General features: G+C 47.3%; 18 protein-coding genes, 1 tRNA gene and 2 rRNA genes (1 of these 21 only partly in view). 14 read left to right on the top strand and 7 right to left on the bottom strand.

The window, feature by feature from the left end; genetic code table 11:
* The 14 genes from DBT_RS04675 to DBT_RS04610 all read left to right on the top strand — a co-directional run.
* Positions 1-703, top strand: a 23S ribosomal RNA gene (locus tag DBT_RS04675) (it extends 2,248 nt beyond the left edge of the window).
* A 105-nt stretch (positions 704-808) separates the two neighbouring features.
* Positions 809-924, top strand: a 5S ribosomal RNA gene (gene rrf, locus DBT_RS04670).
* A gap of 100 nt (positions 925-1,024) precedes the next feature.
* Positions 1,025-1,100, top strand: a tRNA-Asn gene (locus tag DBT_RS04665).
* A 620-nt stretch (positions 1,101-1,720) separates the two neighbouring features.
* On the top strand, positions 1,721-3,835 hold the full coding sequence (locus DBT_RS04660; RefSeq protein WP_067617000.1) for a class I SAM-dependent DNA methyltransferase: 2,115 nt from the start codon (positions 1,721-1,723) through the stop codon (positions 3,833-3,835).
* Positions 3,832-5,274 carry an AlbA family DNA-binding domain-containing protein gene (locus DBT_RS04655; RefSeq protein WP_067616998.1) on the top strand — a complete coding sequence of 481 codons (1,443 nt, stop codon included), beginning with the start codon at positions 3,832-3,834 and terminating at the stop codon, positions 5,272-5,274. Before DBT_RS04660 ends, DBT_RS04655 begins: the two co-directional genes overlap by 4 nt.
* 5 nt (positions 5,275-5,279) lie before the next feature.
* Positions 5,280-6,473: a restriction endonuclease subunit S gene (locus tag DBT_RS11935; protein ID WP_161939912.1), complete on the top strand. Its 1,194-nt coding sequence runs from the start codon at positions 5,280-5,282 to the stop codon at positions 6,471-6,473.
* Positions 6,470-7,759 carry an SIR2 family protein gene (locus DBT_RS04645; protein WP_083186632.1) on the top strand — a complete coding sequence of 430 codons (1,290 nt, stop codon included), beginning with the start codon at positions 6,470-6,472 and terminating at the stop codon, positions 7,757-7,759. Before DBT_RS11935 ends, DBT_RS04645 begins: the two co-directional genes overlap by 4 nt.
* Positions 7,756-9,501, top strand: a complete 1,746-nt coding sequence (locus tag DBT_RS04640) for an ATP-binding protein (RefSeq protein WP_067616995.1) — start codon at positions 7,756-7,758, stop codon at positions 9,499-9,501. Before DBT_RS04645 ends, DBT_RS04640 begins: the two co-directional genes overlap by 4 nt.
* A complete protein-coding gene (locus tag DBT_RS04635; protein WP_067616992.1) occupies positions 9,498-10,235 on the top strand; it encodes a type I restriction endonuclease in 738 nt (245 codons plus the stop codon). Before DBT_RS04640 ends, DBT_RS04635 begins: the two co-directional genes overlap by 4 nt.
* Before the next feature lie 86 nt (positions 10,236-10,321).
* Positions 10,322-11,959, top strand: coding sequence for an ATP-binding protein (locus tag DBT_RS04630; protein WP_067616989.1), 1,638 nt, complete (start codon positions 10,322-10,324; stop codon positions 11,957-11,959).
* A gap of 148 nt (positions 11,960-12,107) precedes the next feature.
* Positions 12,108-15,362, top strand: coding sequence for a type I restriction endonuclease subunit R (locus DBT_RS04625; protein WP_067616986.1), 3,255 nt, complete (start codon positions 12,108-12,110; stop codon positions 15,360-15,362).
* 417 nt (positions 15,363-15,779) lie between these two features.
* Complete coding sequence (locus DBT_RS04620) at positions 15,780-16,547, top strand: peptidylprolyl isomerase (RefSeq protein ID WP_067616983.1); 768 nt, start codon at positions 15,780-15,782, stop codon at positions 16,545-16,547.
* Positions 16,544-17,116, top strand: a complete 573-nt coding sequence (locus DBT_RS04615; protein ID WP_067616980.1) for a hypothetical protein — start codon at positions 16,544-16,546, stop codon at positions 17,114-17,116. Before DBT_RS04620 ends, DBT_RS04615 begins: the two co-directional genes overlap by 4 nt.
* Positions 17,109-17,645 carry a hypothetical protein gene (locus DBT_RS04610; protein ID WP_067616977.1) on the top strand — a complete coding sequence of 179 codons (537 nt, stop codon included), beginning with the start codon at positions 17,109-17,111 and terminating at the stop codon, positions 17,643-17,645. The genes DBT_RS04615 and DBT_RS04610 overlap by 8 nt, the downstream gene beginning before the upstream one ends.
* A gap of 34 nt (positions 17,646-17,679) precedes the next feature.
* On the opposite strand, the gene DBT_RS04605 is transcribed toward DBT_RS04610, so the two are convergent.
* From DBT_RS04605 to DBT_RS12055, 7 genes are all read right to left on the bottom strand, one after another.
* Complete coding sequence (locus DBT_RS04605) at positions 17,680-20,034, bottom strand: O-antigen ligase family protein (RefSeq protein ID WP_067616975.1); 2,355 nt, start codon at positions 20,032-20,034, stop codon at positions 17,680-17,682.
* 12 nt (positions 20,035-20,046) lie between these two features.
* A complete protein-coding gene (locus tag DBT_RS04600; RefSeq protein ID WP_067616972.1) occupies positions 20,047-20,745 on the bottom strand; it encodes a tyrosine-protein phosphatase in 699 nt (232 codons plus the stop codon).
* A 30-nt stretch (positions 20,746-20,775) separates the two neighbouring features.
* Entirely contained in the window at positions 20,776-22,965 is a 2,190-nt protein-coding gene (locus DBT_RS04595) for a GumC family protein (RefSeq protein WP_083186631.1), read from the bottom strand.
* A gap of 101 nt (positions 22,966-23,066) precedes the next feature.
* Positions 23,067-23,864: an SLBB domain-containing protein gene (locus tag DBT_RS04590; protein WP_067616969.1), complete on the bottom strand. Its 798-nt coding sequence runs from the start codon at positions 23,862-23,864 to the stop codon at positions 23,067-23,069.
* A gap of 7 nt (positions 23,865-23,871) precedes the next feature.
* Positions 23,872-25,239: an outer membrane beta-barrel protein gene (locus DBT_RS04585; RefSeq protein ID WP_067616966.1), complete on the bottom strand. Its 1,368-nt coding sequence runs from the start codon at positions 25,237-25,239 to the stop codon at positions 23,872-23,874.
* A 169-nt stretch (positions 25,240-25,408) separates the two neighbouring features.
* Positions 25,409-26,131, bottom strand: coding sequence for a hypothetical protein (locus DBT_RS04580; RefSeq protein WP_067616963.1), 723 nt, complete (start codon positions 26,129-26,131; stop codon positions 25,409-25,411).
* Positions 26,132-26,170: 39 nt separating this feature from the next.
* Entirely contained in the window at positions 26,171-26,329 is a 159-nt protein-coding gene (locus DBT_RS12055; RefSeq protein WP_153304046.1) for a hypothetical protein, read from the bottom strand.
* Positions 26,330-26,426 lie beyond the last annotated feature (97 nt).

The following is a 26,426-nucleotide window of genomic DNA, read 5'->3' as shown; positions in this document are numbered from 1 at the left end:
ACCTGGGCCAGTAAGCCTGGTCAGGGACAGTGCCTGGCGGGTAGTTTGACTGGGGCGGTCGCCTCCTAAAAGGTAACGGAGGCGCGCGAAGGTTCCCTCAGGCTGATTGGAAACCAGCCGTAGAGTGTAAAGGCATAAGGGAGCTTGACTGCGAGACCTACAAGTCGAGCAGGTGCGAAAGCAGGCCTTAGTGATCCGGTGGTTCCGCATGGAAGGGCCATCGCTCATCGGATAAAAGGTACTCCGGGGATAACAGGCTGATCTCCCCCAAGAGTTCACATCGACGGGGAGGTTTGGCACCTCGATGTCGGCTCATCGCATCCTGGGGCTGGAGCAGGTCCCAAGGGTTCGGCTGTTCGCCGATTAAAGCGGTACGTGAGCTGGGTTTAAAACGTCGTGAGACAGTTTGGTCCCTATCTGCTGCGGGCGTAGGAGAACTGAGGGGAGCTGTCCCTAGTACGAGAGGACCGGGATGGACGAACCTCTAGTGTTCCAGTTGTCCTGCCAAGGGCATCGCTGGGTAGCTATGTTCGGATGGGATAACCGCTGAAAGCATCTAAGTGGGAAGCCCACCCCAAGATTAGTTCTCCCGTGGCGTAAGCCCCTGAAGCCCCCTCGGAGAACACGAGGTCGATAGGTCGGAGGTGTAAGAGTGGCAACACTCTCAGCCTACCGATACTAATTGGGCGTGCGGCTTGACCATAGCTTTTTATACTGGTCTTTCCAGGAATGGACGCAATCGGTATTAAACGCAGAAGATAACCCATATTTATTTATAAGTTTTTGAATATGGTATTGAACACAATTTTCCGGTGGCAATGGCGAGGGGGAAACACCCGTTCCCATTCCGAACACGGAAGTTAAGCCCCTCAGCGCCGATGGTACTGCCCCGTCAGTGGGTGGGAGAGTAGGTCACCGCCGGGAATTATTTTTAGCCCCTGCCTCGTCAGGGGCTTTTTTTCGGTCTTACGTCAGCTATTGACTTAATCCGCGCTACTTGCTAAAGTAACGCACAACGAACTGCTCCCCGGTAGCTCAATCGGCAGAGCGGGTGGCTGTTAACCACTAGGTTGGCGGTTCGAGTCCGTCCCGGGGAGCCATCTTTTTTCTCTATTCCGCATATTTCACACCGCGTCTCTTGATTGTTAGGTATATTCCACCCTATTCTTGGTTGCTTATAGGCACCTAACGGCTAGATATCGGCCCAAATTTTCCTTATGCTTCGTTCCTCATGTGGCCAAGGTTATCTGCTTCGGTTATGCCTAGGGCTCTTCGCAGTCATATCAACCTGCAGTTACTGTGCTTTTTCACGGTTCATCTTTACCTGAATACCTCCCAAATACGTCCTGAACCAGTTCTTTTTTCCCCCGGTTTTGTTCATATAGGGGAAGTATAAAGGTTTCAGGAAGAACACATCGCCTTCCTAAGTGCCGCTGATACAGATCCACAAGAAAAAGTTCTTCCCTGTATTTAAACTTGATCGACAGGCAGTGTTGCGTATACTCTATATGACTTTTCCTGACTTTGGAGTATCTGGTCGTACCTGCATAGGCGGACTTACATTATGAATACCCAAACACAATGGGTTGAGGTGGTCAATGGCGCAAAACACCTGGGTATCTGAAGAGAATCGGTCAATCACTGGATTTTCAAAAAGGCCTTTCCAGTCCATTGCGCAGGATGTTTAATAAGGTCCATATTGTCGGTGGTATAAGGAAAAATGGCCCAACTTGAACATATCGAAGCTATTGAAAAGCGGCTTTGGAACGCGGCGGACACGTTGCGGGCGAACTCTACTTACGCTAGCAATGAATATTTCTTGCCTGTGATGGGCCTTATCTTCCTGCGCCACGCCTACAGCCGTTATCTTGCCGTCAAAGATGAGATCGAAGCCAACCTACCAAAGCGCTGTGGCAAAACTCGGCCACTTACCAAGGAGGATTTTTCTCAAAAGAGTGCCATCTATCTACAACCCAAGGCCCAATTTGACTATCTGGTTTCCCTGCCAGACACTGAAGACCGCGCCAAGGCCATCATTGAAGCCATGGAGTCTATCGAGGCCGATTACGAAAGCTTACGCGGTGTCTTGCCCAAGAGCGAATACCAGGAACTGGATAATGATGTACTCGGGCAACTCCTACGCACGCTCAATCCTGACGAACTAAAGAAAGTATCTGGCGACGTCTTTGGCCGTATCTACGAATACTTCCTTACCCAGTTCGCCGACCAGAAGGCTCACGATGGAGGTGAATTTTTCACGCCAGTCTCGCTGGTCTCGCTGATCGCCAATGTTATTGAACCAGAACGCGGCATAGTATTCGATCCGGCTTGTGGCTCAGGCGGCATGTTCGTCCAAAGCGCCCGCTTCGTCGAGCGATTGCATCAGAACCCGGCGAATAAACTTACGTTTTTCGGTCTTGAGAAAAACGCGACTACCATCCGGCTCGCTAAGATGAACCTTGCTGTTCATGGCCTTGAGGGCGATATCCAGAAGGCTATCACATACTACGAAGATCCCCATGAGCTTCTCGGTAAGGCAGATTTCGTGATGGCCAACCCCCCGTTCAACGTGGATGAAATCGACGCTGACAAAGTAAAAAACGACCCGCGTTTGCCGTTTGGCCTGCCAGGGGTGAACAAAAAAGGCAAGGTCACTAATGGCAACTACATTTGGATCAGCTACTTCTACAGTTACCTAAATGAAAAGGGCCGCGCCGGATTTGTCATGTCATCCCAAGCATCCAGCGCCGGAGGCGGTGAGGCAAAGGTCCGCCAGAAACTCATCGAGACTGGCGCTGTGGACATCATGATTGCCATCCGCTCCAACTTTTTCTACACGCGCACCGTGCCGTGTGAGTTGTGGTTCCTAAACCGGTCCAAACCAAAAGAACATCGCAACAAGGTGCTGATGATCGACGCCCGGAACATCTACCGTAAGGTTACCCGCAAGATCTACGACTTCAGCCCTGAACAGCAACAGAACATCTTGGCTATTGTTTGGCTCTATCGGGGCCAGAAGGACCGCTTTCTCAAACTTGTGCATGACTATTGCGCGCGCATGTTGGAGGAAGCCTCGGGTTGTTTCAAAAAAATTGATGACGAGGGAAACATAACGGAGCCATTGCCGGCGTTTTGCGCCGCGATAGACACGTTGCTTGATACAATTAAGCCTTTTTTTGATACCCTGCCTGATGAGACGACGCTCACAGATACCTTGAGCGAACTGAACAAGACGAGTGACACCTTCACCGCAGACGTCGAAGCCTTCAAAAAGGCATTGGCCGACGAACAGGCCGCCTGGAAGAAGCAAAAAAATACCAATGGCGCGCTCAGAAAGGCTGTGAACCGCCTCGCCTCCCTGGCCGACACGAGCCGAAATCTCGTGAAACAAGCGGATCTGCTTTACAAGCTCGCCTGCCGGGTGATCGAGACCTGCGAGAACGAATACCACGCTAATGCCAGTGACACCTGGTCAAAAAGACACGTCGCCCGTGCCCGTAAGGCCGCTGACGAGGCCCGGCAAGCAGCCGTAGCGCAACTCAAGCAGGTCCGTTACTTCTGGAGACAGGCCCACTGGCTTACAGAGCGCTTCCCTGAGGCAAAACTCCGCGATGTAGAGGGGCTGGTCAAGTTGGTCGATATCGCCGAGATTGAGGCCAACGACTGGAGCCTCACGCCGGGCCGCTATGTCGGGGTCGCCCCAGAAGAAGAGGACGAAGACTTCGATTTCGAGGAGGCCCTGCGGGAGATACACATGGAACTGGAAGAGCTAAACGCCGAGGCCATTCAACTGGCCGAGAAGATCAGGAAGAACTTCGTGGAGTTGGGTATATGACCATCTCCGGACTGCTCAAGCAAAGCGAGGGTAAGACCCTGGAGTTCAAGCGGGATGTCTCCTCTCCCCGGAATATCCTTAAAACCGTTGTCGCTTTCGCCAATACCGCGGGCGGAGTCCTTCTTATTGGCGTGGATAATAAAACTCGGAAGCCAGTTGGCATTGCCGATCCGTTGGAAGAAGAAGAGCGCCTTTGCAACCTGATCGCCGACGCCGTCATGCCCCGACTGGTACCGAACGTGGAAATAACGACCGTCGAGGGCAAGACGCTGTTGTTGGTAGAGGTCTTCCTGAGCAGCCTGCGTCCTCACTGGCTAAAATCCGAGGGACCAGAAAAAGGCGTGTACGTTCGTCTGGGTTCTACCAACCGCCAGGCTGACCGGGAACTGATCGCTGAACTCAGGCGCTCCGTGGAAGGTGTCTCGTTCGACGAGATGCCCATGCCGGACCTTTCCATCGACGACCTCGACCTCGACGCAGCACAGCGCGCATTTTTCGGGGAACGCGAACTCAACGAACAGGCGTTACTCACACTAAAATTGCTTGTAAGAGACCAGGGGAAGACCGTTCCATCCAAGGGAGGAATGCTGCTTTTCGGCCATAACCGCACCTTTCATTTTCCTGACTGCTGGGTTCAGTGCGGCCGCTTTATCGGCACTGACAAGGCCCGGATATTCGACCACATCGAGATTGATGAACCGCTTCCTCAATCCGTGGATAGCATCATGCTATTTTTGAAGAAACACGCTATGCGCGGGGCAGATTTCTCGGAGGTGCGACGCCGGGACGTTTGGAGCATTCCGCTCGAGCCCTTACGCGAGGCGGTGATAAATGCTCTTGTGCATGCAGACTGGTCCCAACGGGGAGGTCCTGTCCGCGTAGCCTTTTTCGACGACCGAATAGAAGTTGAGAATCCGGGTATCCTACCACCAGGTATCACAGTTGAGGATATGAAGCAGGGCGTATCCAAGATCCGCAACCCGGTGATCGCGAGAGTCTTCCGGGAATTGAGACTGATCGAGCAATGGGGAAGCGGCGTGCCGCGAATCTTCCGCGAAACTAAGGAAAGTGGCTTTCCCGAGCCTTCTATAGTTGAACTGGGCCTGCGGGTGCGTTTCATATTCCCCCTGGCTAAGAAGATTGTGGTTGAGGAACAGCTAGAGTTCCAGACTGGATCGCCGACCCAGTCACCGACCCAGTCAACCGACCCAGTCATCAGGCTTTTGAGCGCACTGGTTGACGGCCCGCTTTCATCCGGGGAGTTGAGAAAACGGTTGAATTTGAAGCACCGGCCGACCTTCAGGGAAAACTATCTGCACCCTGCCCTTGAGAAGGGATATATCGAGATGACCATCCCTGAGAAGCCAAGTAGCCGGCTCCAGAAGTACAGGTTGACGGAGAAGGGGAAGCGGGCAATCCGGAAGGGGGAGGTAGAGTGAGAGGTTTGAAGGAAAAGACTAAAAGAGGCTGCGGAAACCGGAAGTTGCAAACAGGTGTTGGGAAAATCCGTCCGCAACTCACCCCCCTTGGGGAACTGCTCGATTTTTTCAATGGGAAGGCTCCAAAACGAGCTGATAACGGAGAATTTGTTGTGTATGGATCAAATGGTCCTATTGGTCGCTCACACTCATTCAACCACGAGAACGCTATTATCATCGGTAGAGTAGGCGCATACTGTGGATCCGTTGAAATTTGTAGGGGCAGATTCTGGGCTTCGGATAACACCATCGTTGCAAGGAGCAAGGAAGGCTGTGACCTTCGGTATATGTACTACCGTCTTCTGTCTTCATCATTGAGGAGCTATGCCGGTGGTGCGGCCCAGCCCCTTCTCACTCAGACGATTCTTCGAAATGTCAGAGTCAAGGTGTTCAGAGATATATCACTACAAGTTCGCATCGCCTCTATACTTTCTGCCTATGACGACCTTATCGAGAACAACCGGCGGCGGATTCAGTTGCTGGAGCAGGCGGCGCGGCTCTTGTACAAGGAGTGGTTCGTCCACTTCCGATTTCCCGGCCACGAATACGTCAAAATCAAAGACGGCCTCCCAGAAGGCTGGGAAAAGAAAACGATAAGTGAGGTTTGTGATACTATCGGAGGTGGTACACCATCGACAAAGAACCCAGCATTTTGGGAGGGAGGTGATATTACTTGGGTAACACCTACAGATGTCACAAGAAATGATTGTCTAGCGTTAATTGACTCTGAAAACAAGATCACTGAGGCGGGGCTCAGATCGTCTTCGGCGCGGCTTGTTCCGCCGGATACAATCTTAATGACAAGCAGAGCATCAGTCGGATTTTTTGCCCTGATGGAGAAGGAGGTATGCACTAACCAGGGATTTATCAATATTGTTCCTCATCAGGAGTGGCTTCGTATGTATATTCTTTACAACTTATTATGGCGCGTGGAAGAAATTCGCTCCCATGCAGGTGGAACTACATATAAGGAAATCAATAAAGGCCGTTTTCGTAAGCTAAAGATTGTTGTGCCTACAAAGGCTGTAGCGCAAGAATTTAACGATATTACATATCAGATACTGCAACAAATTCGCACACTAAAGAAGCAGCAACTCGCACTTGCTAAAGCCCGCGACCTTCTTCTTCCACGCCTCATGAACGGGGAGATCACAATATGAATGATGTACCAAGGAGCACAATAGTACCGGAAGGTCCTAAAGAACTTGTGGATGGATCAACCGCAGGTATCCTTAAATTCCTTGCTCCTTCTCAAACTGAGTGGCGAGAGATTCGGCCTAATACAAGTAGTATTTCCAATGAGGAGGAAAGGAAAAAGATAGAAGATAAAGCAAAAAAATCAAAGGAAGTGCTTGATGAAATGCTTCTATCTTCTCTCCAGATGCCCAATTTGGTAGTATTGGCCGGAAGCGGAACCTCGCTTGGAGAAGTGGGTGGTCCTTCCATGAGAGATTTGTGGAAATACGCGATAGAGGATGAAACCGGAACTCCTAGTGCGAATGCCAAAAAAATAATGGAAAAAGTAAAATTTGATATGGAGCGAGAAGGGAATAATATCGAAGCGTTATTGTCTCAATGTGAAGCCTATCTTCAGATTGACGAAGATAGTAATGTCAGTGATTTTGTTGAGCGCTGCAAGGAATTTACTCTTAAGAAATGTAGTGAGTTTCTGAAAGACAAAAGTACAGGCGCTTGGCTGGATGAGAAACTCAAAGCCCATTGCACCTTTCTGCACCGCCTTTCCCGTCGCAGAGTTCGAGATCCACGCCTAAAAGTGTTCACCACCAACTACGATTTATGTTTTGAGCGAGCTGCAGGATTGCAGAGTCTTATCATAACTGATGGTTTCTCTTACACTAAACCACGCATATTTGACCCTCGCTATTTTGGATATGACTTCGTCCGACGCCCGCAAGCAACAGTAGAACATGGCGATTATTTGGAGGGTGTTTTTCACCTCTTAAAGCTCCACGGGTCTGTCAACTGGGCGCGAACTAACGACGGTAGGATTGAAGAAAAAGATGGACCAACACCAGCAGAAGCTTGTCTGATTTACCCAGCGAAAGGAAAATATCAACAATCATATATCCAACCACATCTTGAACTCATATCTCAATATCTGGCTAGTCTGCGAGAGCCTAATACATGCTTCATTGTAGTGGGATTCGGCTTTAATGATGATCATTTATCTGAGCCTATTCTCGCAGCTGTAACAACCAATCCTAGACTCCGCCTGATTGTGGCAGATTTCATGGCAGAGGATTCTATTAAGTCAGAAGTTAATAACTACTGGAGAGAGCTATGTAGCCTTGCCAACAACGGAGAGGACATATGGTTCATTAATGCTTCGTTTAAGGATTTCGCATATCTCATTCCTGACTTGAGAACGCTTACACCTGCTCAACAACTTGAGAAAGCCATTAGAAATGTTCGGGGCAGCCAATGAATATCGCAAAAGAAATCGATAATCTTGCTCGAACCGGTATTCTGCGCCCAGAACTTCGTATGGGCGTCATTTCATCGGTTAAGGCTTATATTGCTCATGTGAATCTTCGTGATGCAGGCAACCCGAGTGGGACACATTTTGAAGGTGCTCGTTATGGCAAGGGCGAAGTAGGCGAGTTTGTTTTGATCGAAGGCCAGCAAAACGTTCTTCTTGGACGGATCATTGAGGTTCGGCTACCCGAAGGGGAGCGGCAGACCATTGGCCAAGACTATGTTGGGACTATCGAGTTGGATGCAATCGGCCACATTCAACTGCTGGGGTCAATTTCAATGATTGACTTTAGCGTTACAGCGGGCGTTGATACTTATCCTCGCCTTGGAGACCGTGTTTACGCGGCTCCGCATCAATTTATCGCTTTGATTCCAAGTCTAATGATAGCCCCTGAGGGTGGTAACACACTTATTCAACTGGAGTTGGGCTCTGTAGACGTTGCAAATGAAAGTAAGGTCAGTATCACTCCAGAAAAGCTCTTTGGCCGTCATTGTGCTATACTTGGCGCCACAGGTGGTGGCAAGAGTTGGACAACGGCGCGTATTATTGAAGAATGTGTCAAACACAAGGCCAAGATTATTCTTTTAGATGCAACAGGGGAATATAGAGAATTCAGAGGCGAAGGAGTAATACATTGCCATTTGGGAGATCCTGTGCGTAAAGCTAGGAAATCAGTCGCTTGTTCTTTGCCTCCAACATGCTTTCAGGAATCTGATTTCATTGCCTTGTTTGAGCCTGCAGGAAAGGTCCAGGGCCCAAAACTTAGAGCAGCTATTCGTAGCCTCCGACTCGCAAAATTGAAGCCAGCACTCGCTCCAGAAGGTTTTATCAAGAAGATTGACCAGCTTAAAAAAGATATTATCGAAGCCGAAAGAGAACCAGAAATATCAGAAAAGCTTGATGATCCGAGGCAACCATTTGAGGTTAAATACCTAGTGTCCCAGATTGAACAAGAGTGCGTATGGCCTGATGGTTATACAAGCGGCAGAAAAGACACTACAAAATGGGGTGGGGAGGACGGCAATTTTTCTCACTGTCTCTCGCTGGTCGCGAGGATCAACGGAGTACTTACCTCCCCTGCGTTCTCTTGTGTATTTCGTTCTGATGATCCTTCTGTTATAGATAAGATAGACTTATTTCTTAACGACGCTGAAAAACGATTGCTCCGTGTTTGTCTTAGTGGTATTGCATATGAATTCAAGGCACGAGAAATCATAGCCAATGCTCTGGGCAGATACCTCCTTAACAAAGCTCGTTCTGGCAGTTTCTTGGAACATCCTTTAGTTGTTTTTGTAGATGAAGCTCATAGTTTCCTCGGTCGTTCCATAGGTGGGGAAGATAGTATCGCTCGACTAGACGCATTTGAATTGATAGCGAAAGAAGGCCGGAAGTTTGGTTTGAACATTTGTTTAGCGACACAGCGTCCCCGTGATATTACCGAGGAAGTCTTTAGCCAAATGGGAACACTGGTTGTCCACCGACTGACCAATGAGCGTGATCGAGAAATTGTAGAAAAAGCCTGTGGTGAAATTGATCGTTCGGCATCGTCATTTTTGCCAAACCTGCAACCTGGCGAGGCAGCCATTATAGGTGTTGACTTTCCAATTCCACTAACAATTCGAATTAACAAGCCAACTTCCCGGCCAATTTCAGGTGGGCCGAACTACCAAGAGCACTGGAAGGCAGAATGAGAGAGTATACCGAATCCACGCTGGTCCAACAGACTACGGCTGAGTACCTCGAAAAAGAACTCGGCTGGGAGTCGGTTTATGCCTACAACAACGAAGATTTCGGACCGGATAGCCTGCTTGGCCGGGCATCAGACCGGGAAGTAGTTCTCACACGGTATCTGCGCTCAAAACTCCTGGAACTGAACCCTGGGCTTCCACAGAGCGCCTACGATGATGCAATCCGGCAAATTACTGCAGTAACTGTGGCGCAAACGCTCCTGGCCATCAACCGCGAAAAGTATACGTTACTCAGAGACGGAGTCCGTGTGACCTTCCGTAACGACAAGGGGGAGAGGGTCACGGGCCGTCTGCGGGTTTTCGATTTTGACAACCCAGAGAACAATCACTTTCTTTGCGTACGGGAGTTGTGGGTGCGAGGCGACCTTTATCGCCGCCGGGCGGACATCGAACCTGAGGACATCCTCCTTAGCGTCCGTGCATCAGTGGGGCGGATAAAAAATATAACACTTGACAAAATAGTGATTGGTCGTGGCTTATCTGCTATTAGACCTAATCGTGGGCAACAGAGTTTTCTTTTTTATAGTCTTAAGAACTTTTTTTCAAAGAGACATATGGAGCGCGGGGCAATTTTCGCTGCAATCACTAAGAAAGACCTTCATGACGTAGAACTCCTTCAACCTCCAGATACATTGATAGAGATGTTTCAAGAACAGGTAGGCCCCATAGATCATTAGATTGCAAACCTACATAGGATGATAGAATATTTAGTGAAAGCCCTCGACCTTCTTCTTCCACAGCTCATGAACGGGGAGATAGTTATATGAATGGAGAGGATCAATTTATTGAGCAAAAATCGTTGCGCATAGTCACCGGTCGGAGAGCCGATTGGAAGGAACTGGCCAAGGAGTGCGTATGTTTTGCCAATGCCAGAGGAGGGACTATTCTTATCGGCATTGAGGATGGAGCCATGGAACCACCGGAAGGCCAAATCATACCCAGGGACCTTCCAGGCAAAATTCAGAAGCGCATAGGTGAACTGACAGTGAACGTAACCGTTGCAACCGAGATAAAGACCGCTACCAATGGAGCGGAGTACATTGAGTTACGGGTGTTGAGATCTCATTCAGCTGCATCCACCACGGATGGACGGTATTTTATTCGGATTTCAGACGACTGCAAACCATTGGTTGGCGATGGTGTCTTACGCCTGCTGGAAGAGCGCAGCGCTGAGCCCTGGGAAACATTGACTTCTTTACAAGTCCCAAGGGATCGGTATGATCCGGAAAAATTGGGGGCCTTCATCCAGGGCATTCGAGACTCGGAGCGCGTAAAGCCATCAGTTAAAGAAAAGAGCGATTTTGAACTGTTAGATCACTACCTTTTGGCCTCAGGCCCATGGCTGACCAATCTGGGTATGCTCTGCGTCGGGCGATCTTCTGACCGTGCGCGTCTGGGCAGTGCCCCGGTGATTCAGTTTATCAAGTATGATGAGAGCGGCAACAAAGTGAATAAATTGGTTTGGGATGACCATACTCTGTCACCTATGGAGCTGGTGGAGGCAGTGTGGCAGGGGATTCCGGACTTTCAGGAGTACTATGAACTGCCAAACGGACTTTTCAGGCAACATCTGCCCCTCTATGACGAGGTGGTTGTCCGAGAACTGCTGGTCAATGCGTTAGTGCACCGGCCTTATACGCAACGGGGTGATATTTTTCTCAATTTGTATCATGACCGGCTTGAGATAGTTAATCCGGGGCTGCTACCCTTAGGAGTTACACCACGAAATATCTTACACATCACTGTGCGCCGCAACGAGCACTTGGCCCGGGTGTTTCATGATTTAAAGCTCATGGAACGAGAAGGTAGCGGTTACGACAAAATTTATGAAGTCTTGCTTTCTCAAGGGCGACCTGTTCCAGAACTCAAGGAAGGCCCGGACCGGGTGGAAGTAACTATTCGTCGGAGAGTGTTAAAACCAGAGGTGATAGATTTCATCACTAAGGCGGATCAAACCTTTCAACTGACCCAGCGGGAACGGATCACTCTTGGTTTGTTGGCCCAGCATGAAGCATTGACAGCCCGCGAACTTGCAGATTGTCTCAATCTTGAACACACAGGTGCGCTAACATCCTGGATGGGAAGACTGCAAGAACTGAATCTTGTTCAACAAAGCGGTCGAACGCGGGCAACGCGATATTTTATCGAACCTACACTTTTAAGACGCATGGATTTTTCAGGACAAACTACATTAAAGCGAATCGAGCCTCACAGGTTAAGGGCACTAGTTATTGAAGACCTGAAGAGGTATCCTGGATCGGCAATTGGTGATATCCATCGCCGTATCGGGACTGAGATCAATCGCAGGCGGATCAAGCGAACCATTGAAGGGCTCGTGAAGGATAGAGTCGTTCACTACAAGGGTGAGAAAAGGGGTAGACGATATTGGGTTTCTGAATAGTATATCGACCAAAATAGCTTTTATCAGGGTTTGCTGGTCGATAAAAATGGTCGATAATAAATGTAATTGTATGGATTTTAAAAGTTTTTTTTATCAACCAAATGTGCGCACCAGATCATAATTGGTCAATAAAAATGAAGGCATAATCGTGACTGTTTATAGTTACACCGAATCCACCCTGGTCCAACAGACTACGGCTGAGTACCTCGAAAAAGAACTCGGATGGGAGTCGGTTTATGCCTACAACAACGAAGACTTCGGGCCGGATAGTCTGCTAGGTCGGGGATCGGACCGGGAAGTGGTCCTTACGCGGTATCTGCGCTCAAAACTCGTGGAACTTAACCCTGGGCTTCCCCAGAGCGTCTACGATGATGCAATCCGGCAAATTACTGCAGTAACCGCAGCGCAAACGCTCTTGGCCATCAACCGCGAAAAATATGCGTTACTCAGGGACGGAGTCCGTGTGACCTTCCGTAACGACAAGGGGGATAGGGTGAGGAGCCGGCTGCGGGTTTTCGATTTTGACAATCCAGAGAACAACCACTTTCTTTGCGTACGGGAGTTGTGGGTGCGCGGCGACCTTTATCGCCGCCGGGCGGACATTGTGGGCTTTGTCAACGGACTGCCCCTACTTTTCATTGAATGCAAGAATATCCACAAGAATCTTCGAATTGCATATGAGAAGAACCTTTCTGACTATAAAGATACAATCCCACACCTCTTTCATCACAACGCCATTATCATGTTGGCCAACGGAGTCAAGGCACGCATCGGTTCCATTACAAGCAAGTGGGAACATTTTCATGAATGGAAACGCCTGTCTGAAGAGGAACCGGGCGTCGTAGATATGGAAACGCTTCTTAAGGGCGTCTGCTCAAAGCGAAACTTCATGGATTTTTTCGAAAACTTCATCGTTTTTGATGAATCCTCGGGGAAACTGCACAAAATACTCGCCCGCAATCATCAATTTCTGGGTGTCAACCGGGCAGTGGAAGCAGTGCGGAATCGCAAGAAACTACAGGGCAAGCTAGGTGTGTTCTGGCATACGCAGGGCGCTGGCAAGAGTTATTCGATGGTGTTCTTTACTCGCAAGGTTCACAGAAAACTTGGAAGTAACTTCACCTTCCTTGTTTTGACTGACCGTGAGGACTTGGACACGCAGATATACAAGACTTTTGCAGGATGCGGCCTAGTGGACAACGACCGCGATCCGTGCCGTGCTAGCAGCGGGAAGCACCTGAAAAGGTTGCTCGCCCAACAGAAAGCGTATGTGTTCTCGCTGATTCAGAAGTTCAATCAAGATGTTGACGCAGGCGAGGGCTACACCCAACGTGATGATATTATTGTTTTGACTGATGAAGCGCACCGTACACAGTATGGAAAGCTGGCATTGAACATGCGGAACGCTCTGCCTAATGCCAGTTATATCGGTTTTACGGGTACCCCACTCTTCAAGGACGATGAAATTACTAGGCGCGTCTTTGGTGACTATGTATCAACCTACGACTTCCAGCGAGCAGTTGAGGACGGAGCCACCGTCCCGCTTTACTACGACGCCCGCGGGGACAAACTCGGAGTTGCGATAGGTGATCTGAACGAGCGGGTTGCTGCAAAGCTAGAGGAAATCGAGATAAGCGACATAGATGTGGAGCAGCGTCTTGAGCGGGAACTGAAACGAGATTACCACATCATCACGGCAGAGAAACGCCTGGATCAAATCGCCAGGGATTTTGTGCAGCACTACTCGAACGCGTGGGAATCCGGGAAAGCCATGCTGGTGTGTATTGACAAGATTATCTGTGTCCGGATGTACAATCTCATCAGCAATTACTGGAAAGAGCGAATCGCAGTGTTAGAGACTGAACTGAAATCGACAGCCGATGAGCAAGAAGAGGTCTATCTACGCCGGCAGATCGAATGGATGCGCGAAACCCGCATGGCCGTTGTTATTAGCGAGGAACAGGGCGAGGTGGAAAAGTTCCAGAAATGGGGGCTGGATGTCAAGCCGCACCGCAGACTCATCAAAGAAGGGATGGATCTCCCACCTGCCCTGAGGGAGAAGCCTAAGTTCCACAATATGCAACGGATGGCTCTGGATGAGGCTTTCAAGGAGGAAGAACACCCCTTTCGCGTTGCTATTGTTTGTGCGATGTGGCTCACTGGCTTCGATGTCCCAAGCCTTTCAATTCTATATCTCGACAAGCCGTTAAAGGCCCACACGCTCATGCAGGCCATCGCACGTGCAAACCGTGTGAACGAAGGCAAAAACAATGGCCTCATCGTCGACTATTGCGGTATCCTCAAGTATCTACGGAAAGCCCTAGCCACTTTTGCAGGCCAGGCAGATGGTGGGCACGGAGGCGAGGCCGGTGAACGTGAGCCGGCAAGACCCGAAAAAGAATTGCTCGCGGAATTGAAGGAAGTCATCTCGCTGGTTCGGACCTTTTTTACCGATCACAAAGCCTCCCTGGATGATATCATCACAAAGACTGGCTTTGAGCGTAATGCCGCCATTGTGGCGGCTAAGGAAGCAGCAAATGAGAGCGATGAGACGCGAAAACGCTTTGAAGTGATGTGCAGGGAGGTCTTCAAAAAATTCAAAGCCTGCATCAACGTCAAGGGGATAAATGCGTTCCGAAAAGAATATGACGCGGTCAACATTGTTTACAAGAGTTTACAGGAGGATAGAGAACGGGCGGACATCACAGATATAATACGGGAACTCCACAAGGTTGTTGACGAAGCTATCGAGACGCGGCCTGACATGGTGGCTGAAGAACAGGCTCCTTATAACATCAGTAAAATTGACTTCGACCGGTTACGCAAGGAGTTTGAGCGGCGCCCAGACAGGCGAACGATTGTTCAGGGCTTGAAGCAGGCTATAGAAAAGCGGCTTGAGCGACTCCTGCAACAGAATCCACTTCGCACAGACTTTCAACGTCATTATGAAGAAATTGTGGCGGAATACAACCGGGAAAAGGACCGTTTAACTATCGAGAAAACCTTCGAGGCCCTCATAAAGTTCGTTCAGGAGCTAGACAAAGAAGAAATTCGTGCCATCCGGGAAGGATTAGACGAAGAGTCATTGGCCATATTCGATCTTTTGAAAAAGCCTGAACTAAGTTCTGCTGAAATCAAACGGGTCAAGAAAGTGGCAGTTGAGCTATTGCAAACCCTAAAATCTGAAAAACTCAAAATCGATCACTGGAGGGATAAGGAATCAACTCGGGATGCCGTGCGTGTCACAATCAGGGATTTCTTGTGGAGTGAGGAGACAGGGCTTCCCGTTGAGACTTACTCTGAAGAAGATGTAGAATCTTTAACGGAAGAGGTCTTTCGACACATATACCGCGCTTATCCAACAGTACCGTCACCATACTATTTCGAAGCAGCCTGTGCATAATATACGTCCAAAGCTCCTGATCGGTAGCAGAAAAGGAGTGTGAACGCTACGAAATAGGGCCACATCAAGTTCGCCAGGCAGTAGATTCTGCGGGCTCCAGGGAGTTCATCCATGGTGGTCTGTCTGCTTATTTTCCTGATTTTCATTCTACATTGATCTTTGGGGCCTATGGGCATATTTTAAACACTCTCTAAATGCCTTCTGAGGCCGTAGTTTGCTCTCTATTGGGCGATGTTGAGGGAAATTGAGCATGTTTCGACTTGCGGTTAGCGCTCTTCAGAAGGCTTTCTAGATATAAAAGATTATATTTCCTAAAAATTAAAAGATACTTTCCTTGATCTAATAGGCGGTCGCTGTTAATATCAAAACGGAGGTAAGGAATTAGTCCTTAATCTTGTCACCACCAATTAAGCAATCATGAAATATGTCGTCTACATCATACTTATCGCTTTGATTTCCACTGTTGGTCTCTTTTTGATGGATAGGTCCTCTCATAAAACTACAGTTAAGGACTACGTAATCAGAGTTAATGGGAAATTGATAACTGCGTCTGAATTGGCTCAACAATTAAACCAACAGCCAGCCCTCCTTGGCGGCAGTACTAACTACGTAGAATCTCTCATTACCCGGGAACTCCTCATCCAGGAGGCCAAGAGGCTAAAAATCGATCAGGAAGAACCCTTTCGCCGAGCTTTGAAGAATTTTTATGAACAATCCCTCATAAAAATCCTCATTGACCGTAAAATGCGGTCCATCTCTTATACCCCTACCCAAGAGGAAATTAGGGCTTACAGGAACCTAATTGGAAGGAAGGTGACCTTCACCCTTACAAAGGTCGGCACTTCCCAGAATGACTCCTCTGCCAAGGATGTCGTTGGGAAAAATACATCTAATCAGGTCTCGGATCTATTCGACAATCTTGCCCTACCGCTCCGGATATCACTGCTTTCCCTAAAGCCTGGGGAAAAATCAGGGGTCTTAAACATCATGGGGGGGCGTTATATCATTGAATTAAAGCAGGTTGGCCCTCCAACCCAGGCAGACGACAACGTCACAGACGAGGAAATTGCTACTATTATAACCGAATTCAGACGCGAACAAATTTTCAGAGAATGGCTTGATGAGTTACGGAAAAAAGCAAAGGTGGAAATCCATACCAAGAATATCGAGATTGAAAAGCCATGAGTAAAAGATACAAACGCCGCAACTTTTTCATCAATAAGAGATACCAGGGCCGCTACATGTTCATAACCTACATGGTCCTAGTGTGCTCTGCGTTGATCCTCAGTCTTTTATTGATCTTTTTGTCGTCTGACTCCCTGACGCTAGTATACCGGGATAATGATCTTTCCATCAATAAGACACCCCTGGCCCTCTTTTGGCAGTTTGCCATGGCTAATTGGGTGCTTTTAATACCATGTGGGTTATTGGTGGTATTGTATGTGCTTTTTCAGACCCATCGCACAGCAGGTCCTCTTTACCGCTTTGAAAAGGTCCTGGATGAGATGAATAGTGGAAAAATAGGATTTTCAGTCAAGTTGAGGGAAAAGGACGAGGCAAAGGAATTGGCGGACAAATTGACTAGCTTCAATAAAAACCTTGCCACCAAGATCAGGGCTCTTACAGCGACCCACGAAGAAATCAACAGGATCATTTCAAGTGAAGGAGATTGCGGCGAGAAGCTTGAACGCATCAAACGTCTTAATGCCGATGCCATAAATACGTTGAGCTTCTTTTCGGTGGCTGATGAATAAAGCTGTTTATTCGGCTATCTTTATTTTTTTTCTCTCATTACTGATTTCAAATGTCTCGTTTGGGCAAGAATTAAAGACCAGATACGCAACCATTCGCTACTCAGACGATGATCTATTGCGTGAGTTCAATAAAAGACTATATCTGGGACGACGTCTGGGTTATCTCCTCCGAAATAGACCCTTGGTGACTGTCTCTGATGAAGTGAGCGCAAAAGTTGACATAATCGTTGAGAAGGTAGAAGCGGTCCTCGATATGTTTCCTCAATACGTCCATTTTTCCCTGGTCCTCCTACCCTCTTCAAAGGATGTGCAACAGGTATATTACCAGAAATACGGTAGACGAGCCAAACACATTGCCTATTACTCTCTCAGTGAAAAGACGATCTACCTGTCTGTCAGAGATTGCAACCTGAGGGTCCTATCACATGAAATAGGTCACATGGTCGTGGATCATTATTTTAAGGTCCGTCCCCCCTATAGAATACACGAGGTATTGGCTCAGTACGCAGAAAAACACGTGACTGATTAAGCTGAGATACAAGGAGATGTGGTGGATTTATAGCCTATTTTTGATTCAGTAATTTCAATTTCCTTTTTGCTTCGCTGTTATTTGGGTCAATGACCAGTACCTGCCTGTATTCTTCTTTTGCTCTGAATACAAGGCCCAGCCTCCTATAAAGGTCACCTGCCCTGAGTCGAATCCTGCTATTGTTGGGTAGGTAGCGTATCCCCTGGTTTATAGCAAAGAGGGCCTCATCGTACATTTGGTGCCTCATAAAAAACCAATAGGGGGTGATAAAATACCATGGCCTGATCTTTTCCTCATTGTCAACCTTGTTAAGTGCCTTGCGGTAGAGCTTTGCCGCAGTATCTTTTTTTCCTGCCTTATCCAAATATGATGCAAGCTTGAGGTAAAGTTGCGCCTTGTCTGGAAGGATCCGCTCCATTGTGCGTGCATCCATGCCATAGAGCATCAGGAGGGCAATACAATCTTTCAGGCGGCTTGGGTCCTGGCTCATGGCAATTTTCAATTCTTCTAGGCCTTCATCCATACGTCCCTGTTCAAATAACCAGCGCGCATATGCCAAACGCAAATCAGCATGGAGGTTGTCATATTGGATGGCCAGTTTGATCAAAGAATTTCCTGTATCATAATTCAATTGGGCAACATACAGCCCAACTCTCATGAGAAAATCAGAATTGGTGGGCTCTAGCCACAAGGTGTCGCGGTACTCCTTCATGGTCTGGGCAGGTTTGAGGAGAAATGCGTCTATGTTTGCAGCGGCAAAATGGTTTCTGGCCTCGAATGGACTTGCTTCAATGGCCTTTTGAATAGAGGCCCTCATCTGGAGCAGACGCTCTTGGGGAATGTGAGGATTCAGATAGATCCTACTGATCTGGTCAAAGATATTGTTGGAGATAATTTGCCCTACATTGAATCGAGCCCCCAAAACTATGAGGGCCAGTGAAAGAACGAATACAGCACCTGGTAGCCTACCTTGCTTTAACAAATTTTTTCTTTTTTTCCCGAATCGCCTTACATTTGCTGCTGAGACCATGACTCCGCATAGAAAGAAAAAATAGAGGCCATTGGCACCATTGTGCATGTTGAAGTCAGTGAAACTGTGGAAAAGTATTGCCAAAATCCCGCAAAATGCCCCTATGAATATATAGATGGAGAATATGTCTCTTCGGCCTTGGATTCTGCGCCATCCATGCATCATGATGGAGGCCAAAAAACAGCCAATGAGTATGAGGCCAATGATCCCTCCATCTGTCAAGATTTCTATATAATCATTATGGGCATGGGAGACTTTAACTGCAGCGTCCATTTTTTCTCTGTAGAGGGGAAAAATGTGTTCAAAGGTCCCAAAACCAGCACCACAAAGCCAAAAGTCCTTTATCAATTTCACACAGTCCTGCCATATTTTGAAACGGCCATCAAATAGTCTTCCCTCTTCGTTGAACATCTTGTTGAAGCGTTCGACAATGGGGTCCCATCCAAACCACGTTACCTCCAGTACAAAGAGAAGGATTATGGCAACAACCGGTAATATGCCGCGTATCCGCTTGTTTTTTCTCCCAATGAGAAAAACAAAGATGAGAAATGAAAGTAAAAACGAGATAATGCCTCCTCTTGAAAGGCTGAGGAAGAGAGATGTCGCTCCAAGAATCCCTGAAAATCCCAATAAGATGTGGCGGTTTGCAGTGGGGAAGGTGAGAAACTCCACCACTTTTTGCCGAAGGGTGGTCTTATACGAGACGTTTGGCCTGTAATAGAGGAACATCGCCACAGTCAGAGGAATGAGCATCTCCATAAATCCTGCGAAGTGGTTGTGATAAACCCATGGTCCTACAGGGAGGGCGTTTGCAGGAACAGTACGAAACCAGTAGATACGGTCATGGGCAGTAAACTTTTGCAATATGGCAAAAAAGGCAATTACCCCAACAAGCCCAGCTACAATAGACAGGGTCACCTTGAGCCGTGAATACCTTCGAAGCAAGTTGACAGTGAGGAGGTAGAATAGGCAATAGGTGGCTATTCTAAAGAACTCTTTTAGGGTGTCATGCAGGTTTACAGTAAGGGGGAGGGAAGGATAATGGCCGGAAAGTATTTCCAGAGAGCTGTAGACCTTTTGTGATGAAGGAGAGATGAGGCCTTGTAGTGCAGGGGGCAGGGGTATAGCCTGGAATAGCATATAAATTAACAGCAAAAACAATGGAGTCGCGCCTGGAACTCCAAGCCAGGGACCATCCTTTTTTAAAAGGATCCGCAGAAGCAAAATGGAAAGGGCAACAGGGACCAAGAACTCCATTACGGTCTTGGACCACGTTTCAACTGTGCCAAAGGCAAGTGGGCAGAAGATCAAAATGGCAATGTAAAGGATAAAGTCGATTGACCATACCCTGTTATTCATCACTCTACCTTTCTATACCCTGAGCCCATCAATAATCTGCATGGGATTGGTGGTCACTAGCTGTTTGGCAGTATCCTTACCTATGACTTTGGCAGCCACTTTCACTGCTTTGGACAAGACGGGCGGGCGATGGTGCGAGGAATGCGCATCTGTGGCTATAAAACTAACCATCTTCTGTTTGAGGAGATACATGGCACAACGTTGGACATCAGGCCCAAATTCCCCTGTAAGGCTCCCGGCAGATATCTGGACGAATACATTGGGGCCAACAAGGTCCAGAAGCCTTTTTGGCTCCATGATAACGGATTCATTTCTCTCTGGGTGGGCCAGAATCAGCTTTCGGCCGTCTCGTAGCAACAAGGATATCCGTTCTGCTGCTGTTGGAGGGAGTTGACCATGGGGAAATTCAAGGAGAAGGTATGGGCCACCATTTAAATGATAGTGGTCGAAATTGGACAAATCAGAATAAAAGCCGACTTCAGCGCCTGGAAAGACCTCAAAGTCCAGCCCATGGTGGTTGAATAGCGTATTTAGTGACTCCACCTTGATCCTGATTTCTTCTGGCGAAAGGGATGGGGTCAAAACATGTGGGGTTGCAATGGCATATTTTATACCGTCGGAAACAGCAATACTAGCCATCCTCAGGGCTTCGTCTTCATCATCGGCACCATCATCGAGGCCAGGCAGAATGTGACAGTGGATATCTATCATACTCAACGCCTATCACAAAGGTACTGGAGGCTATTCTGATCCATAATAGGAATAATATCCGTGGTAGTAATATTGCTCATTCTTACCCAGATCCACGCCATTTAGTACAATACCAAGGATATTTGCATTTACGCTCCTGAAGAGTCTCAGGGCGCCTTGTAACTGTTCAAAGGTGGTCTCTCCTGCACGAATAACAAGTATCGTCCCTTCGGCCAGACGGCTGAGAATCTGGCTGTCTGTAGCACTCAATATGGGAGACGAATCAAAGAGTACGAAGTCATATTTGTCCTTCATACGTGTTACAAGTTCTTCCATGCGGTTTGAGGCAAGAAGTTCTGCTGGGTTTGGGGGGATGGGCCCAGAGGTCATGACATCTATCTTTGGTTCTGATAGATTTACAATGACATCCTGTTCTCCTGCCTCTCCTACGAGATACGAACTCAAGCCCTTGTCATTTACGAGGTTAAATGCCTTGTGAAGTCTGGGTTTTCGCAAATCACAGTCTATTGCCAGTACCGAACGATTGGCCTCAGACAGAGTGGTTGCAAGGTTTACAACCAAGGCTGTTTTGCCTTCTCCCTCCACTGCGCTGGAAATGAGGATTGAGCGTGGCGGATGTTCTGCAGAAGAAAGCATGAGTTGGGACCTCAAGGCCCTGAAGCTCTCTGCTATTGGGCCACGTGGATGCTCTAGCACCTGTCTGTCGATGGATTCATGCTTTTCTTTGACGTCCGCAACCACTGTGAGGACAGGGAGTCCGGTTTTTTGTTCCACTTCCTCCACTGATTTTACAGTGTTGTCCAGGTATTCCACGAAAAATGCCATTCCTATGCCGCCAAAGAGTCCCAACACAACTGCCAGTAAGAGATTTCGTTTCTTTTTGGGTGTTGCAGGCGCAACAGGGACCTCTGCCTTTTTTACCACCCAGATGTTTACAGTTTGGGTCTGTTCACTAGCGCTCTGCTGTTTTATACGTTTTATGAGGGCATCGTAGAGGGCACGATTTGTGTCTGCTTCTCTTTTTAGTATGTCATACTGGATCATCCGGTCCTTCAGGTTGATGAGTTCCTGTTTGGTCTGTTCAAGGAGATCCTTCAGATTTTCCTCAGTGGATTTGGCCAGTTTGTAATTCATTTCTGTGGAATGTACTATTCGCTGGAGTTCCTTTTGCTTTTCTCTCAAAAGGACTTCACGATCTTCTACTGCCTTGATCATGAGGGGGTGCTTGGGGCCATATTTTTTGGACAGTTCTGCAATGTGCTGATCTGCCTTCAGTATTTGATCGCGCAGTGATTGGAGGGTCTTGTTTTCACTGAAAATCGGCAGGGCTTCCAGTGCTGCAGTGTCATTTCCGGCCTGTTGAATCTGGCGGTAGACTTCTTCCAATTCCTTTCTCTTTGCCTGGGCCTTGGAGAGCTGGGTGCTAAACTCTTGGAGTTTCTGTGGGATCACTGCCAGCCTGTCTTCAACGGTGACTATGTCGTGTTCTCGCGTGTATGCCTGAAGGGCCCTTTCCGAGGCCTCGAGTTTTTTCTTTTCCTCTTCTGCCTTGAGGGTCATCCATTTAATGGAATAACGGCTGGCATTCATCTTGATGTCTAGCATTTCGTCCATATAGGCCTCTGCTATGGTGTTCACTATGAGGCTCGCGAGGACAGGATTTTCATCCATATAGCTTATAGTGACGATCTTGGTGTTGGGTACAGGTTTGGCAGAGAGCCTACTTTGGATTATTTTTGCTATGATATCTGCATCGCTTGGAGGTTTTACCTGGGCTTCAAGAGAAATATCCTCTTCATCCTGTGCTGTTCCTTTTTTCGATGGCATAACCGATTTGATGGTGTCTTTGATCCAGGAGACCACTGGTGCAAGGAACGACCGCTGCTCTTCTTTGAAGAAATGTTGTCTGTATGCCGTATCAAGTTTGAGTTTCTTTACTACCCTGTCTATGACATTTCTGCTTTTTATGATGTTAAATTGGGTTTCCAAAAATTCTGGATCATAGGGGATGTACATCCTTCCCATGAGTTCGGCATCGTAGTTTCTTTCTATGAGGACCTGTACACTTGCCTTGTAATAGGGTGTTGCAGCAAGGGTTGCCAGCACTACGACTGCAATAGTTATAGTTGCAAAAGTAATGATTATTTTTTTTCGCTTTTTTAGGACCCTTATGTAGTCTCGCAGGTGGATTTCCTGCTCATTTATCTGTTGAACCTCCATTACCCAACCTCATCCTATGTTTATATTTTCACTGAAACAACAAAGATACAGTGTATCTCTTTGTCGCAATCCAGTTGATGCCCCTATTTATGGGCCATTCATTAAAAGAAACTTTCAGGCACCACTATCACATCTTCAGGTAAAACCGCTGTATCTAAGGGGACATTTTTTAGTACTTTCTTTTTGCCATTAACCATCCGAATAATCTTTATTTTGCCCTTTGCAGCCTTACCAGTAAAACCTCCGGCAAGGGCTATTGCTTTGATCACAGTGGTCCCTTCATCTATTTTATAGGCGTCTGGTTCCTTCACCTCCCCAGTTACGTAAACCATCCCTGCCTTGGAGACATACACGTTGTCTCCATCCTTTATCTGAATGTTAAGTGATATGTCTCCGCCCTCCATCAAGGCCTTAAGATCAATATTAATGACCTTCTTCTTTCCGTCTGGGTCAATTCTTTTGATTGTGACCTTGTTACCAGCGTCTTTAGAAAGCCCCCCTGCCTTTGAGATAAGCTCTAAAAGGGTTGTTGGGCCACTGAGTTCATAGAGGCCTGGATTCTTCACCATGCCTAGGATAACGGCCTTTTTACTACCATATTCCTCTATGAATACGTTGACCTGGGGATCAACCAGGTAACCGTCTGCAAGCATCTTTGCCAGTTTCTTTGAAATCTGGGATACAGTAAGGCCTGCCACATCCACATGGCCCAAGAGGGGCATTAGTATCTGCCCCTCTCCATTGACTCGTACTTTGGTTTCAAGATCTGGATGGTCATAAACGGTTATCCTCAGCACATCACCTTCGCCAACAACGTAACCACCCGAACTGGCAAAACTAGCGCTTACGAAGACAAACAGGGCTCCCAGAACTAGAAAAATCAGTTTTTTACAACTCATAGCCTTGTTAGAAACCTGCAGACACACGCACAAAGAATGTATTTGCTTCAAACTCCGCAAGATTGACATCAGATGTCCTTTTAACATACTCATAGCCAATTTCTGATTGCAACCAATCTTTGAATACGTATCTGACCTTAGGTGCAATGGTATAAACATTGTCGACCCTACTGGCTCCGATAGTACCTTTGAAGTCATTACGTGTGTAATCCAAAAAGAGCGTCGCTTCAATCTTTTCAGTAATTATTTTGTTGAGGTGGAGGTTGATTATGGTGTCTTTTGAGTAAGCCGATGTGGAGATGGTTGATTCATTGAGCTTGTTGGCCCAAAATAGTTTCATATTGGTTTTTGCTGTGAACTTGTGTTCATAGGTCAATTCCACTACAGGATCAGTGACGCTATTGGCCTTTGGGTTCTTACTGTCCCTACTTATCAAACCGGCTTTTGCCTTAAGCGCCACCTTTTCCGTTGGCTTCCACTCGATGCCAAGATACCCGTAATTTTGCGTACTGTCCTGTATCTTGCTTATATCATAATTTACGTCAACATATTCATACTCCCCAAAGAATGAAGTCTTTGGCGAGTAATCGTAATACAGATATACTGAATAGGAGTTGTCAGTCCTGTTTTTCCCCTTACTGAAGGCTTTATCATAGTCCAGGTAAAAATTGTTATAGTCAAAGCGCATACGAAGTTTTTGGCCAAAATCATACTCTACTATTACACCCAATAGGTTGGTTACATATTTATCGACAACAGTCCCAATAGTGGTATAGCCAACTGCCATTGGGTCTTCTGTGTCTAAATATTTATTGTAAATACTGGCAGAAAGGCCACCTCTTAGGTTGTACTGAAAATATGCCTCTGCAGACTGTTTGGTTGTATCCCTTTCCGAGTGATTATGGAAATCTTCTATGTCAGCTACATAAAGTGCGTAGGCCTGGTAACGAGTAAAAGATTCTGGGGTGTAGATCTGCTTATATCGTCCACCTGGTGAGGTATTATATATATCTAGATTGAGAAATATTTCTTTCTTGGCAGGAGCGGCCAACCAGATGCCAGGAGTGTAAATAGCAGTCCAATCCGATTTTTCATTAACACTGGAAAAGTTTATGTTGTCAGACGTCTGGAAGGTAACAGACATGAAGGGGTGGACGTAACCACCTTTTGTCCCAAAAACCGAAACTGGTACATAGGCCTCCGGCTCTTGTGTGGTCCTCTTACCCAGTTCCGCATCGCTTAGGCCCAATGCATCAGATTCTGGTAACTGCTGTGTTTGGACCGAAGCTGTAGGGTCTTCGTCGGCCTTGGCATGATTCCAAGCAACTAATGTAGTCCCAATTACCAACAAAATGAAGCAAAGAAATCTTTTCATAACCCACCTCGCTATATAGATTATTAGAGCGTAATAGCTCTTGTATCCAGCATCAATAAAGAGGTTTTAGGCATAAAACAAAGCCATCCCTTTTTAGGATGGCTTATAGCCTAAAACACACATTATGTTAAGAAGGAATTAGACGATTTATGAACGGCCGTTAACAAAGTTATAGCGTACTAGGACTGGCATATGGCTCAGCAGGGACAAAACCTCCTCCTGCAGGCCCTGGTATTGGTGGAGCTGGGGCCACGGGTGCTGCCGGCGTGTATGGCTGTGCCGGAGCAGGAGTATAAGGCTGGGCACCCTCTCCATTCTTTGATAAAAACTGAGCACGTGCAGATGCTAATATCATCTGGCCTATATTGTTGTTCTTCGCAGCATTGGCAACGGATGCATGATCCACGCCTGCCTTGTACAGAGCAAGGATAACTGCCCTTGGGTTAAGCCCTTCAACAGAAAGAGCCGTTTGAACAACTTCTTGAGGGTTCATGCCTTCAGCGAGTGCAGCCACAACGGCCTTGTCAATACCTTCTTTCTGAATAGCCACCCTCAGGTGGTCTAGTTTCTTACATTCCTGGCACGCTGATGCCACGAACATCTGGCCAACATTATTGCTTTGGGCTGCCTTTGTAATGGTATCTGTATCTACTCCTGCCTTACAAAGCGCCACAAGTATGGTCCTTGGGTTAAGCCCTTCAACATTAAGAGCCGCTTTCACAATTTCTTGAGGATTCATGCCTTCGGCGAGCGCAGCCACAACTGCCTTGTCAATACCCTCTTTCTGAATAGTCACCTTGAGGTCTTCTTGGGTCATAGCCCAACCAGAGGCTACACTCATTAATGTTAATAGCAATACAAAAAAAAGGACGATTTTTTTTTGAATTTTCATTTTTGAATCCCCCCATTTTTGGATATAACTTTAATAGCACTATTGAGTAAACGTGAGATCCTTTTTGGGAGTGTGGATAGGAAAAGCCTGATCAGTATAATTTCCGTCGCTGCATCCTTGGGTTAGATCTTTGATTGTCCCCAATTCTTTCATATTAGGAGAAAAATAAGGTTTTTTCTTTTTTTTTGCTGTTTTCATGATTACCTCCATCCCGGACAAATTACCATTTAAAAGACTACTCCAGTATTATTGCTTATGCAAGTGGTTTTTAAATTACAGTGTAGATCTTTTGAGC

It is taken from the genome of Dissulfuribacter thermophilus, assembly GCF_001687335.1.
GTDB classification, from domain to species: Bacteria; Desulfobacterota; Dissulfuribacteria; order Dissulfuribacterales; family Dissulfuribacteraceae; genus Dissulfuribacter; species Dissulfuribacter thermophilus.
The sequence above is the reverse complement of the archived record's forward strand: the minus strand, read 5'-3'. Positions and strand labels throughout refer to the sequence as shown.